10 protein-coding genes are annotated in these 14,859 nt (G+C 43.1%); 3 read left to right on the top strand and 7 right to left on the bottom strand.

Annotated elements, in window-relative coordinates:
• Positions 1-76 precede the first annotated feature (76 nt).
• From ACO06Y_RS13370 to ACO06Y_RS13360, 3 genes are all read left to right on the top strand, one after another.
• Complete coding sequence (locus ACO06Y_RS13370; protein ID WP_422079479.1) at positions 77-916, top strand: sugar phosphate isomerase/epimerase family protein; 840 nt, start codon at positions 77-79, stop codon at positions 914-916.
• Between the two features lie 393 nt (positions 917-1,309).
• The gene (locus ACO06Y_RS13365; protein ID WP_422079478.1) at positions 1,310-2,806 is read left to right on the top strand and encodes an alpha-L-fucosidase; all 1,497 of its coding nucleotides are present in this window, start codon (positions 1,310-1,312) and stop codon (positions 2,804-2,806) included.
• Positions 2,807-2,947: 141 nt separating this feature from the next.
• Positions 2,948-4,060: a ThuA domain-containing protein gene (locus ACO06Y_RS13360; RefSeq protein ID WP_422079477.1), complete on the top strand. Its 1,113-nt coding sequence runs from the start codon at positions 2,948-2,950 to the stop codon at positions 4,058-4,060.
• A gap of 23 nt (positions 4,061-4,083) precedes the next feature.
• Here the strand turns inward: ACO06Y_RS13360 and ACO06Y_RS13355 are convergent, their stop codons facing one another.
• From ACO06Y_RS13355 to eboE, 7 genes are all read right to left on the bottom strand, one after another.
• A complete protein-coding gene (locus ACO06Y_RS13355) occupies positions 4,084-4,296 on the bottom strand; it encodes a helix-turn-helix domain-containing protein (RefSeq protein WP_422079476.1) in 213 nt (70 codons plus the stop codon).
• 9 nt (positions 4,297-4,305) lie between these two features.
• Positions 4,306-4,950 (bottom strand): DUF2975 domain-containing protein, encoded by a 645-nt coding sequence (locus ACO06Y_RS13350; RefSeq protein ID WP_422079475.1) that lies wholly within the window; start codon positions 4,948-4,950, stop codon positions 4,306-4,308.
• Between the two features lie 167 nt (positions 4,951-5,117).
• Positions 5,118-6,131, bottom strand: coding sequence for a sugar phosphate isomerase/epimerase family protein (locus ACO06Y_RS13345; RefSeq protein WP_422079474.1), 1,014 nt, complete (start codon positions 6,129-6,131; stop codon positions 5,118-5,120).
• A 6-nt stretch (positions 6,132-6,137) separates the two neighbouring features.
• Entirely contained in the window at positions 6,138-8,714 is a 2,577-nt protein-coding gene (locus ACO06Y_RS13340; RefSeq protein WP_422079473.1) for a PVC-type heme-binding CxxCH protein, read from the bottom strand.
• Between the two features lie 391 nt (positions 8,715-9,105).
• Entirely contained in the window at positions 9,106-12,171 is a 3,066-nt protein-coding gene (locus ACO06Y_RS13335) for a DUF6797 domain-containing protein (RefSeq protein WP_422079472.1), read from the bottom strand.
• A 109-nt stretch (positions 12,172-12,280) separates the two neighbouring features.
• Positions 12,281-13,660, bottom strand: a complete 1,380-nt coding sequence (locus ACO06Y_RS13330) for an alkaline phosphatase family protein (RefSeq protein ID WP_422079471.1) — start codon at positions 13,658-13,660, stop codon at positions 12,281-12,283.
• A 4-nt stretch (positions 13,661-13,664) separates the two neighbouring features.
• Positions 13,665-14,858, bottom strand: a complete 1,194-nt coding sequence (gene eboE / locus ACO06Y_RS13325; RefSeq protein WP_422079470.1) for a metabolite traffic protein EboE — start codon at positions 14,856-14,858, stop codon at positions 13,665-13,667.
• Between the last annotated feature and the right edge of the window lies 1 nt (position 14,859).

Here is a 14,859-nt window from a genome sequence, read left to right as displayed (position 1 = left end):
CTGCCTATTACAGGTGGGGGTTGTTTCTTTTGGATAATGGTATTGAAATCTGAAACACCGCAATAAATTGACATAAATGAAAATTGGAATGAACCTTTTGCTCTGGACCAATCATGTGACGGAAGAGCATTATCCCATTATTGATAATTTAAAGGAAACGGGCTACGATGGCATTGAGCTTTATATGGGTGAAGGTGATGTGGCTCACTATTCCAAATTGGGAAATCATTTGTCCCAATTGGGTCTGGGTGTCACTACGGTTACCGGTTTGGGTCCGGAAGAAAATATAGCCAGCCCCAATCCAAAAATCAGGCAGGCGGGACTCGACCGACTAAAGTGGGCCATCGACAATGGGGAAGCGTTAAAAACTGAAAATATATGTGGGCCCCTGCATTCCAGTTTTGCCCATTTTACAAGACAACCCCCAACGTTGGAGGAACGCCAATGGAGCGTCGAAATGTTGCGCAAGGCGGCGGAATATGCCGCTGAAGCCGATATTATGTTGGCCCCCGAAGCCCTAAATCGCTTTGAATGCTATCTGTACAATACCATGGCGGACCTGAGGACTTTGGTAGAGGCCGTGGATCATCCCAACCTGGGAGCCATGTACGATACACACCATAGTAATATTGAGGAAAAAAGTCAATCCGAGGCCCTAACGACCATAGCACCCCATCTAAAACATGTGCATATTAGTGAGAATGACCGAGGCACCCCAGGCAGTGGGCAAGTACAATGGGACGATGTTTTTAAGACCCTGAAGGAAATAAAATATGACGGATGGTTGACCATAGAGGCCTTTAGTACTATAATTCCTGAATTTGCCAATGCCATCAACGTATGGCGCGATTATTCCCCTATGGAAGAAGTCTATCAAAAGGGCCTGGAATTTATAAAAAAAGGTATGGGGATTTAAGGACAGAAGCTCAAGATGGAATAGTGACGCCATAAAGCTGAAACCCTAAAAATGATGGCCAAAATAATAATAGAACTTGGATTTTATTGAAAAGCAGGAATTCAAGGGATTTGTAGTACGAAACAATTATCTGGGACGTATATTTTATTGTTCTATAAAAATTTGGATGTAAAAGAAATCTTTAGCAAAGTAATCCTTAAGTACTCGAATGCTATGGTCTTTAAAGTGTTAATCTCTATAATACTTCTATTATGTGTCGAGCAAATCCGACCTCAGGGCCAAGTAACAGCCCCAAGAAGGCCTGACAACTTTGTGCCCTATATTTTTAAGTACAGTACCGAACAGCTAAAAAAAAATACCAAAAAGCACCTTAAAAAAGCCAAACGGGAAATAATGGATATGGAGCAAGTGATTTATAACGGCCCATACAAGGCTACGTTTGCCTCACTTTCAAATCACAGCACTCCTGAATGGTACAAGGACGCAAAGTTCGGTATTGCCTTAAACTATGGTATATATAGCATGGTCGGGTACGGTTCCAAAGGATATGGGGGCAACTATTACACCGATACCTACCTTGATCGTATTTACAAAGAATCGACAAAAGGAGAGTACTTTATAAAGCACTGGGGCGAAGATTTTGAGAAAGATGATTTTATTCAATATTTTACGGCGGAAGGAATTCATGCCGATAGGTTTATAAAGCAGTTTAAGTCAGCCGGCGCAAAATACTTCGTTCAGTTTAATATGCATCGTTCAACAGGAATGTTGCTGTGGAATAGTAGTTTTACCTATCGTGACGCAGTGGACATGAAGCCCCATCGTGATCTTGCAGGTGAGTTTGTACATGCGTGTAGAAAATATGGTCTGCCCTATGGATTTTATTTAAATCTGGAAGATTCCGAATATCCATTATTGAGCGATAAGGGGCAGATTCAAATAAGGGAATGGACATTTTTGGATGAAAACCAGAAAGCGATAAATGGATCATTTGAAACTACCCATCCTTATGATACGGAAACCTATGCGAGAAGGCTACAGGGCAAAGTGCCGGTTTACGACTATGTGAACGACTATTTATTGCCCGTTTCCAAAGAGTTTATTGACAAGTATGAACCAGATTACCTGTGGTTTGACGGTGGATGGAGACGCCCATCATGGTACTACAGATCTCATGAAATCGTGGCATATTATTACAACAAGTTCGAGGGTAAAAAAGAAGTAATGATAAATGCCCGAATGGGAAAGGAGTTGTACGGAAAACTAGGCGACGTCATTATCAGCGAAGGCGGTCAATTTGATAATCACGATGAATTAAGTATTTGGGAGGAGGCCAGGCCTATAGGCAAGAACTTTGCCTATGATTGGCAAGAGCATGACGGCAACGTCATGTCATCAAAGGATTTGCTACATATGTTCATAAGAATAGTGGCCCAAGGGGGCAATTTACTGTTGATTGTCGCCCCAGATGGAAAAGGAATAATACCTGATTATCAGCTTAACCGATTAAATACCATGGGCGAATGGTTAAAAACCAACGGAGAAGCTATTTATGGAACGCGACAGACCCCATGGGTCTGTGAAGAAACAATTTTAGGGCAAAATGTTTTTTATACCCAAAGTAAGGATGGGAAATTTACCTATGCCATTAGTTTAAAGCAGCACGGTGATGAGCTTATACTTTCCAAAGTAAGGGCAAAGCCGGATACCGAAATCAAGTTATTGGGCTTTGAAAAATCAATATCTTGGAATAACTTACCTTGGGGGTTGACGCTAAAGTTACCGGAAGAGGTACAGAACAAACAGGTCTTGGCCAATGCATATGCTTGGGTATACAGATTTGAAGCTATGGAAGAGCGCAAAAAGACGCCGACCATACAAGCAGAATGATAAAAATAGGATGTGTGAACCCCGTTCAAGTGAAATGGGGAATACGAGGATTCATGTTCCGTTACCGAATTCAGACTGGAACCACAACCAATATTGAGCAATTATAAACGATTAACCATCAACTAAATCAATATGCGCAACATGAGAAAAACAATTACTTTTCTATGCTTTTATCTGCTTTTGGCCTGCGGTGAAAAGGCCGAAAAAAAAGAACTCCCCAAAGAGATGTCGACCGTCAAGGAATGGCTCACCTTTAAGGGAAAAGGCCAAAATATCAAACATATTGTTCTAGTTTCCGGGGATGAGGAATACCGTTCCGAGGAGGCGCTACCCCAATTGGCCAAAATACTGTCCGAACATCACGGGTTTACCTGTACCGTGTTATTTGCACAAGATCCGGACAAACCTGGTATTGTGAATGCTAATTACCTAAAAAATATCCCGGGATTAAAAGCCTTGGATACCGCCGACGCCGTAGTACTCTTTACCCGTTTTAGGGCACTCCCGGATGAGCAGATGAAACCTATTGACAATTATCTCAAAGCCGGAAAACCGATTGTCGCTATCCGAACGGCCACCCATGCCTTTAACTTTACCGAGGAGGACTCTACCTCTAACTATTCGCACTACAGCAATGCGTACAAAGGTGATATGACCGAATGGACCGATGGTTTTGGTCGTTTGGTCCTGGGAGAAAAATGGCATACACATCATGGCCACCATAAACATCAGAGCACTCGTGGGATTATTCCGGAAGAAACCGAATCGCATCCCATTACCAATGGTATCGAAAATGGCGAAGTTTGGGGTTCTACAGATGTATATGGTGTTAGACTCCCTTTGCCAGGAGATGCACAGCATGTGGTTTTAGGCCAAGTTATCAATCGAAAGGGGGAATATGACGAGAATGATGTTTTCTATGGCATGCGGCCTACCGATGATGAAATCGCCACCGTTAATGATAAAGGAATCAAGGTAAACGAAACCTTGATGCCCATTGCCTGGACCAAAAGCTATCAAATCCCAAATGGTAAAGTGGGCAAAGCTTTCACTTCCACTATCGGTTCTTCCAGTGATCTGATGAACGAAGGTGTCCGGAGACTCTTGGTCAACGGGGTATTTTGGGCATTGGATATGCCAGTCCCCGAAAAAGCCAATGTGAATCTAGTTGGTGCATATGATCCTTCTGCCTATGGATTTCAAACGGATGACTACTGGTTGGAAAAACAATTGAAAATCGGGGATTTGGAATAAAACACTAAAAGCTCCCATCAAAATCATTCTTGTTTTTGACTGTATTCCAGAATTTCCCCGGGTTGACATTCCAAAACTTCACAAATGGCCTGAAGGGTACTGAAGCGAATAGCCTTTGCCTTTCCCTTCTTTAAAATGGAAAGATTGGACATAGTAATCCCTACCTTTTCCGAAAGCTCGGTAAGAGACATTTTTCGTTTGGCCAACATCACGTCAAGATTCACAACAATGGGCATGCTCTTTTCTTAAATAGTTAAATCATTTTCTGCCTTTAATTGTGCTCCAATGCGGAATGCCTCCGCAATGACTAAAAGGAAAAGAGATATGAATAAAGAGTTTAGTGTGACCCAAGAAAACAGGTTAAAACTTGTAAATACCATGCCAGAAAATTCCAATCTATCACTGAAATAGGATGCAGAAATTACCGTTCCCAATCGGTCTAGAATAAAAAACACAATCCCCAATAACCCAATATACCTCAATCGAATGGCGTTTTCCACAATAAAGAACTTCCCTATTCGCACTGAATCCAAGATACGAATTGACAACCGCAAAGAAAGAAGAAAAAGAACTTTGATCAAAAGGGCTATAAAGCTGTATATGGCCAAAAACCCTCTAGGAACATCATCTGACATAATTGCTCCGGTTGCACCTCGCATATAAAACTTTGCGGCCGAACCATCATTGAGTGTTTTTAGAGAACCCTCATCGGCAAAGGAAAACATCACGGGAAAATCCATATGACGTGTTGGACCACCGGTAATAAAAATGAAAATGCTGTAAATCAGCCAGATAATCACTCCGTGTGCAAAAAGAAAAAAACCAATTCTAAGCACCCATAATAAAAACTGAATAAGAGCACTGCCATAAACCCTATTTTTCACAACCATAACAATCAATTTAATTACAAAAAAATAAAAAATTATTGAAAAACAATAAATAATTACTGTTTTTTAATAAAAATATCAATTAATAGGAAGTATTGGAGTTGATGGAAACTTGAAGGGCAGCAATTGCTTACCTATCCATAATGAAACCCTTTTCTATATTATCCGGTTCAAATCAACGGATATAGCTCCGGATATTCTGAAAATCTTTTTCGAAGTGCTCTAATAGTATCCACGAATTGTTTGCAGGCTACCAAGGGGTCTCCCCCTATACGCCATCCTTGTGTGGAAATGGGACCGGTATAGCCAAATTCATAAATTTTGGCAAGCATCCAGGCCATATCTATCTGACCTTCGTTAAAACGAACTGCCTGAAAATTGGACGGTGAAAAGATACCATTGGTAAGAACCACGTAATTTAAGCGCTTCATATATTCATTTTTCAGGACCTCATCCAATTCGTCCGAAGCCGTATTGGCATACCAGTGATGGGAGCAAAAAGCGGGACCTATGGAATTCGCCTTGGCACCGGCCAATATTTTAAAGGCGGACTGGGGCGTGTCGCATATCCAATGGGTATGCGGATATAGCGCACCAACTATCCCATACTCCTTACAAGCTTTATCAAAGGCAGCGATTATTTTGTAGGCACGCTCCCAATGTCTGTCCTCGGCCCTGGCCGAGCCACTTTCTGCAATAGTATCGCCTATCAATTCCCCCCGGCCACTCAAGGACAAGGAATAATAGGGTTTGATGGGCAGTTGGGACAAAGCTTTTACATTATTTACAATTTTTGCGATTTCCTCATCAATTTCGGGAGCTTTCCCATCTATCACGGCCTGCGTGGTACCATGGAAACCCATAACTTTAAAACGTGTCTCAAAAAAAAGATCTGTAACTTCTTTCCAAGTATCGGAATCCGTATTTAGACCAACAAACTCAAATCCATCAAAACCTGCATGATCGGCCGCTGCCAATTTTGCTTTCCAGGAATAGAACCTTCGGTTTCCCGCATGAAAATTGTCAAAGAGCACCAAAGGGTTTTCGGGTAAATCCTTAATTCCTTTTTCTTCAAGAAATTCCTGGGGCTTTCTATTGGATGCCTTTATTTGCATAGGTACACCCACGGCCACCCCTGCCGCGGTTCCGGCCATACGTTTTACAAATGTTCTTCTATCGCTCATAAATCTCTATTTTAACTGGCTTAGATATGTAATTAAGTCATTGAACTCCAATAGGGTCATGGTCCCTTCCAGTCCTTCGGGCATCAAGGAACTTTCCATTACCCCATAGGATCTTGGGTCTTTAAATGTATCATATTCTCCGCTTGTATTCATTAACTCGGCATAGTTGAGATGTACATCGATTTGTCTTCCGGTATGCCTTGTCCCTTCCGAGTCCACTAGATACCATCCCTGCCATTCCGGAGAAATCTCCAAGGAGGGTTCCAAAACCGCCGATACCAATTGTGAGATGGATTTACTACCTCCAATATTGGACAGTTCAGGCCCGAAAGATCCTCCCCAACCATTTATCTTATGACAGGTTGTACATAAGCCTACCCTGTTTTCAAAAACCAATCGCCCGATTTTGGAATCTCCATTTCCCTTTACCGAGGTATAGCTGGCCTCACCGGATAAGGATGTACCTTTGTTACAATTGTTCCAAATAGAAAAAGCAGTTTCCGAAATTTGGTTTTTCGTATTTTCGATCCATTCCTCAATTTCAGACCGTGTTGTGTCATCCAGTCCCGCCGTACAGAGATACTTTAGGGCGGTATATTGCAGAGTCTGATCACTTTCCTTAAATATGCCCAGTACCTTCTCGATGTATTTTTGAGGACTGTAACTCAGTTCCTGCACGGCCATTGACCGGGCAATTGGTGTAAAATCAGTATTGAAAGCGATATTCCCGAGCGCATCGTTAAAATCGGTTCCCGGTATTTTTTGAACAGCCTTTATGAGGGCAATCTGAAATTTCCCGTTCTTTGCATTCCCAAGTAGTTCCCTGATAAGCGCCCCATTTGACATGAAATCCGGCAAATAGGGTAAAGCCGTTGCCTTTACTTCCTCGCTTATGACCGAGTTCTTCAAGATATCCTCAATAAAAGATTTGGGCAGTTCCCTCGGGATTTTGGAACTTCTACCGGATCTTTTTCTTATCCCGTCTGTGAAATCAGGTTGCAAATGCCGAATGGTAGCCAAAAAAGCCTCGAAAAGTTGGGGCCGTATTTGGTTTTCCTTCAATGCACGTAACAAATAAGGCTCCATTTCAGTGATACCTTTTTTGGCAATATACATCAAGGTCATCCTTTGAATATCTTGATTTTCATCGCTCAACAAAGAACGTATGGTTGTTTTATTCAAGTTTTCCTTTACCTTAAAAAGGGTCAGTAGCCCCTGTAGACGAAGGTGGGGATCATTATTTTTTAGTAAGGTAAGTAGCTTTTCGAGCTGTACATTTTTTGCTAAGGAATGCCGGGTCATAGCTAATTCAAAAGCGTCTCTTTTTCCTAGGTCTGTGATAAGCTGATCTGTACTCCTTGTATCCACTTTAAATCTATTGATGATAGGCGCTGTACGGGTTTGTTTTGGCATAACTGATTTAGACTGTATTTGCCATAACCGTCCACTTCCATGATTAGGATATTCCCGTAAAACCCAATCCGTAATATATAGGTCTCCCCTACTATTCGTAGCTAATGAAACGGGATGAAAAGAGGCATCCCCTTGAATCAAAACTTCGGGGCTACCCTTTACGGAAGAACCGCTCTGTTCCAAAGGAATGCGAACCACGTTGTTCTCCTCCCAAATATTCACCAACATTTGAGAAGCATATGAATCTCCGAAACTGGTAAAACTCCCATCGATTATTGCACAAGGTGCTTCTCCCAAAGGAGCCGAAAAAGGTAATGTCCCCGGTATTTCCCCATTCCACGCAGAAAAAGGATGGATGCCACTTCCACCATACACCGATTTGTATCCGTAATCCCCACCAGGTACAATTTCGATCAATCGATTTGGGCCACGGCTATCCGGGTCATTGTCGGTTACAAAAAGTCGACCTTCGCTATTGAACTTTAAATCGAACGGGTTCCAAAAACCTGTGGCTATTTCCTCCAATTGGCTTCCATCCACCTTGCATCGAAAAACATTACCCCCATCACCAAATCCCTCAATTTGTGAACCATCGGTTCCCTGAATGGTCCAAGGGTTTCCCCCTACATTTCCCCTGGAGACGTAGAGCCAGTTATCTTCGCCTAGGGCAAGCCCCAAAATCCCAGCATGATCATAGACATTTTTAGGTTCAACCATGGCAACGAGTTGTTTTTTCGTATCACTTACACCATTTTTGTTGTGGTCAAGATATTGGAATACCCCATTTTTGGTGGTTAAAAACAAACCATATTCCAAATCGTAATGCAGATTCATCCCATCTTCTATACTATCCGCAAAAACCGTCCATTTCTCCGGGATACCATCCCCATTTTCGTCGACCGATTTTTTTATCAAATCAAACTTCGGTCCTTGATAGTCATCCGGAGGAGTATGGGTATGGGATTCCAAAACGTAAATGGCATCCCTTTCATCAACGGCCATACCTATCGGTGTCTTAATGTTTGGATGTTCTGCAATCAATCGTAACGAAAGGTCAGGATCATGGAGAATGATATTGTTGTGGGGCGGCGGCTCTTCCACGCAAGAAACGAAGAATAGCGCAGTACAAAGTATACTCCAATTGAAACCAAATCGCAGTGAAGATATCATGGGAACAAAACTTCTAAGAGTCAATTTTTTAGTCTAGAGACTGTTTTGAAACATGTCAATTGTTTTTTTATGTCTCTTTTTGCGCATAACTTCGTTAAAATGTTCAGCCGTAGCCCTGCTATGCCTTCAAATTTTGCCTTGCTCTGCCTCAAAAATGGCCGATAAGAAATTCCAATCACACATTTCAAAACAGTCTCTTATTCTATGCATGTTTAAAGTACAGGTTTTGAAAGCACTTTCAAAATCCTTTTCTATCATAAGCCAACCATTTTTTTACATGGTAATCTATTCCGCGTTGGGTGGATTTAGGTATTCAAATACTGCGAAATTGGAGAAATTTCTTTTTTTGTTACAAGAAGTTATTCATTCCAATCCAAAAGACAATTTAAATCTAGAGTGATTCCTTTTCTGCATTCAGGGCATGTATGGTGTTTTGAAGGGTACCTTGTATAGGGTCTCCGTTTTGGGAAGTCAGATTGTAGGTAATGGTCATAACGTCCACGGGCCGTATATCCGGAATATCAAGCTTCAAGGTTTTCCCATCGCGAAGTAGCTCCACTTTGGAAATGTCCAAGGCCCTTTCATCATAACGATCGGAACCGTATTTGCTACTTCTTATGAGATTCCAAGTGTTTATCCCGTAATTCCCTAGGTCGTTAGCCATGTTCCGGTCCAAAGGTTGGTCAAAGACCAATTGAACCGATGAAGTCCTTACCTTAAGATCAATGGGAAGCGTCATCGGTTTTCCGGTATAACGCACCCGGTAGAGCCCTCCGCCCCGTAACATTTGATTGGTCCCCCAGGCCGACATACCACAGGCATACAATTGTCCATCACCGGGATTGAACCTTCCCCGCATAACGCCTGTCAAAAATTTAACTCCGGGTAAATCAATGACCCCCCCTTGCATCTGGCCTTTTACCTTTTCATGAAGCACCAACTGGATTTTACCATAACCATAGGAGAAACTCAACAGACTTCCATTTAGGGATCCCCATTTTTCACTATCCACCCACAGGAGTTCGGACGGGGAGCGATCAAACTGCATATCTACCCACACCATGGGTTGTTCCATAGCTACCCTGGTAGTATCCTTGGGTGGACCATATCCCCACATATTGCCATAGAATTTACCGTTTCCATCAACCCAATTGATGCGATTCATAGGGTTCCAAAAGCCCTGCTGGTCAGTGACCAAAAAACTGCCATCCGGGTTTATACATACCCCATTGGCCGCCCTGAAACCAGTGGCCATAATATCGGTTTGGGAGCCATCCTTACTCACTTTCAACAAGGTACCGTGCTGGGGTACCAAGGCTTCCCTTGCATGACGACCGCTTTTGGCATAATAGAGATTGCCCTGGGCATCGGCCTGAAGCCCCATCGCAAACTCATGGAAATGATCGGTTACCTGGTGATCATGGTTAAAGCTTTCATAGAAATCGGTTTCATTATCTCCATTAAGATCATGCAATAACACCAATTGATCCCGACAGATGACGTAGATATTATCATTAAGGACTTTGATGCCCAACGGTTGAAAAAGACCTGAACCTATTCGCTGCCAAGTCAGTTGTCCTGTGTTAGCAGTAAGGCCCTTAATTAACCACACATCACCATCCGTTGCACATACTACTGCTTTATTCGGATCTTCCATAAAGTCGATACCGCTCAATTTCATCCTACAGGCCCATGGATTATCAAAGGGTAATGCCAATTGGTCCACTGCAAAGAGCCCATCTTCATTTCCAGCGGTAATTACGGTTTTGATCTCGTCGGGATAATGTGCGGGACCACCTGAAGTATATTGGATCAGGGATTCCGGGGGGCTTAAAGTGGCTAAACGGTCCAAATCGGTTACTGCCGAATCGGTGATAAACAACTTAAGGTTCACTCCCGCTCCGTGCTTTACTTTGAGTATTACATACCCCTCTTCCTCTTCCAGCACGGCTCCTTTGCCGGCTAAGGCAACCTTATTCTTCACCGGTGCCACTTTCATTTTTAATTCACGGTTAGAGGAACCTATATTCAGTGTTCGGGTAAAGATGGTTTCCCCGTCCCATTCCTCCATATCCAATTCTTCCAAAACTTGGGCATTTCCCACGGTATAGGAAATAATGCTATGATTTTCATAATGATAAAGGCCTTTGTAATCCGCCCAGCTTTTGGGTAGCGGTCCAAAAGCCCTACCATCGCGTGCCCGAAATCTCGGGTCTTCAAAAGAGCCTGTTTCGGGATTGGCCCATCCGGGACCTACCGGGGTTTCAAAATGAAGTTTCCCAATGGTCCGGGGATACGTCTCGTGCTTGTCATTTAGAAGAATCCCGTCCCAGTCTATAAATCCTTCACCGGTCCATCCCCCGGCAACACGCATCACATCATGGTCAAATATCATCCAGGCCTTTCCTTGGGACACTCCTCCTTTCCCTTTGTCCAAACGGATGGCAATACCTTTATAGGCAAAATTGTTTTTACTATAATCTTCGTCAGGGTACGGGGCCGGCCCTGGGGAATGATAGCGTTCCGGTCCGGTTTCCTCGTCGACCAACTCATAGGTATTGATCAAAAAATCTCCATAATCCATGTCCGCCCAAGGCTGATAGGGCTTGGTTTCCGGGCCTCGCGAAGTTCCTTTGGGAAGACCTGCCAAATACCCCGGGGAACTCGCCACATAGGTTTCGCTTTTGTTTTCCTTGATATATTTATGACGTATATAGGAGATGACGTCATATTTTTCCTGGGGTGTCAATGTTGGCTGCGGCGGCATGGAACCATAGCCGCGACTTACAGTCCGGTACATGGAGAAAGCGTCGCTACCGGCTTTTAATGGTTGCTCCCAAAACTTGGTGGACAATGGAATTGAACCTTCCACCTCTTCGGTTCCATGACAATTGATACAGTTGGCAGAATATATCCGTTCCCCCCTTTTGTATCCTTCCCGATCCATACTAGTAATGAGGCCAGCATGGTCGATATTGGTCTCGGATTCGGAAAGATCCGACTCGGAAAGTACATATGCAATGCCAGTACGATCAATTTCAATAAGCTCATCGGACAGCTTTGTGGCCACAAAAGGAGAACTCTCGTCATTTATTTGAAGTTCCCCGGAAAACGTATTCCCCGTAAACGTACCTTCCAACTCGGCCGCATTTCCGAAAAGTTCGAAGTTTCCCGAGAAGTGATCGGAGGTAATGGAAACATTTTCTAAATCGAATGTCCCCCAATCCAAAGAAATCATCGAGGCCCGATCCCTGCCATCGGATTTTACCAACTTCAGAATTCCTTGGGGGCTTTCATCCCCAAGATCTATCTCGTAGCTCCAAGATTCCTCGATAACCTCTGATCCACAGCCGAACAAAGCTAGAATGGCCCAAAAAATAGGTATCCAAAGGACGTATTGGAGAAAGTTACTTTTTCGCGAACACCATTTTTCCCTTGTCCTGGTTTGGCGTATCATATTTTTATCTTTTTGAAACGGTTCCTGGAAGCGCGACTCTTTCCTTATCTGGATAAAGCCTATTCCTTAAAAATATAAAAATAATGGACTTCCAATACCGATGGTCGTATCAATGCTTATTGCAAACATGATTTTCCAATTGGTAAAATACTTCGGTCGGAGGCATTTGTTCCGTTAAGTTTGCTGAGCTATTGTTTGTAATGAAGATGGGATAATCTTCCACATGCTCTGGAACCCTACCATGTGACCCCTTGATCAAGTTGGCATCCAAAGGAATAATGTCCATCACGGTTCGGAAGCCTAATTTCTTTTTGATAAGCTTACCGATAACCTTGGCCATAACCCATTTATCCTTGGGATCCGTATGCATTTCCACAGGGTCGTATCCCGGTTTTTTATGAATATCCACCATACGGGCAAAATCCGGGGCCTTAGCATTATCCAACCAAAAATAATAGGTAAACCAGGAATCCTTGTCCGCTATCACTACCAAATCGCCACAGCGGTCGTGATCTAAATACGCTTCCCGTATTTCATGATCTGACAATACCTTTTCTACCCCTTCTACTTTTTCCAATATTTCCCGAACCTTGGATTTAATGGAGCTATCATTTAGATATACATGTGCAATCTGATGGTCCGCAACGGCAAAGGCGCTACTTGCACCAGCATCCAAAAGTTCCAATCCCCTTTCCGTACGGATGTTTATGAATCCGGCTTTTCGAAGTATTCGATTCAAGTGTATCGGACGATTTACGTTGGTAATTCCATATTCCGAAAGCAGGATGATATGTGCTCCTTGTTTCCGATAATGCTCCGCCAATTGCTTTACCACGGCATCGATCTCCTGCAAATCCTTGGATATGATATTGAAATCAAGGCCATAACGCTGCAGGTTATAATCCAGATGCGGGAGGTAGACCAAGGTAAGTGTTGGATTATGAATTTCATCCGTTCGCAGGGTGGCATCCGCTATCCACTGGCTGGACTTTATGGATGTTTTCGGACCCCAAAAATGGAACAGCGGAAACGTTCCCAATTCCTCTTGCAGTGTATCCCGTAAGGTTGCAGGGTGGGAATAGATATCAGGTATCTTTCTTCCATCCGCCAAATAATTAGGTCGTGGTGTTACATTATAATCGGTATTGGCATACATATTATACCACCAAAACAGGTTGGCACAGGTAAAATTCGAATCTTTCTTTTTAAGCCTGTCCCAAATTTTTTCACTTTGTACCAACTTATTGGATTGCCGCCAAAATTTCACCTCACATTCGTCCTTGAAATACCATCCATTGCTCACGATGCCGTGTTCCGAAGGGTATTTCCCGGTAAGGTAGGTCGATTGTGCGGAACAGGTAACTGCGGGAAGCACCGGTTGGATAACCGTTGATTTTCCTTGTTCCAAAAAGGATTTTATAAAAGGAGTGTATTCGCCAACGAGCCTTTTGGTCAACCCCACCACATTAATGACTACCGTCTTTTGCATGGGATTACATTCTATCCTTTAGCCAATTAATCTCCCGAATAATAGATTCTGACAGTTCGCGTTTTAACGCTTTGGGAAGTACATCCCAGGTGTAGGTCTCGATTTCCAAATGCTCGGATACGGTGTGCTTTTTCAGATAGTCGATTACCTTCAAAATGTGATCCTGGGTAGAATACAGGGTATCAAAACGCTCCAAGAAAATAGGAACGTGAAAGTGGGCCCTTAACTCGATAAAATCGTTCTTCTGCTCCAAAACTATGGGCAAATCGTTATAGGTCTTCACCCTCCCTTCCTTTTTTTCGGTGACTTGATGCAAATAAGTAGGTTCATCAAATCGGGAAAGGGACGCCCAAATCGCATCTTTGTCTTTTTCATCAAAAAGAATTTTTAGGGCAGCACTTACCTGAATCTTTCCAACTTGGATTCCCGCCCCGGCAAACTTTTGAAAGGTATACTCCGGTTCTTCATAGGCCAAGGAAAAATGACAAATGTCGTAGCAGACCGTAATATATTTTTTAATCAGTCTCTCCGATTCTACATCGCTAGTTCCAATCCTGTCCCGTAATATAGGAATGGCTATTGGCAGTAAGTAATCTGCAAAGAAATGGACTACCTCCTTGCTGTTTTCCAGAAGACCATCAGGCTCGGGCTCAATGTCCAAATGTAGATACCTGCCCGTAGTGGACTCTAAATCCCGCAGTTGCAATACGATTTCTGCAAGATGTTTGGCCCCAGTTTCAAAAGCCTTTCTTTTTAAGTCTTCCGTGGCGTGCCAGTATTTATAACTGATAGGCGAGGTAGAGATCCCACCGGACATTCCGGCCGGAAGTAATTCCGCCAACTGCTCAAAAAGGCGTTTGGTATACGTAACCCTTTCCCGGGTAGTCCAGTCCGGGGCATGTACTTCCTCCTTTACGCGTTCATCATGGAAGTTGCCATATGGGAACCCGTTCATAGTAAATACGTACAGGTTATTTTGCGACAACCACTCCTTAAATTCCGTTAAATGATTGGCTTCATGAAGTTCTTCACTTGCTTTGTTGGACAAACGTAAACCTAATCCGAAAGGCTGATTTGGAGCTACCTTTGCCTTAATACTCGGAACATAATCCCTTAGACTATTAAATGTATTTTCCCAATTGGATCCCGGATGGATATTGGTACAATAGGTAAGCTGATGTGTTCCGTTTATCTGCATT

Source organism: Ulvibacterium sp. (assembly GCF_965228935.1).
In the GTDB taxonomy this organism is placed as follows: Bacteria; Bacteroidota; Bacteroidia; order Flavobacteriales; family Flavobacteriaceae; genus Ulvibacterium.
The sequence above is the reverse complement of the archived record's forward strand: the minus strand, read 5'-3'. Positions and strand labels throughout refer to the sequence as shown.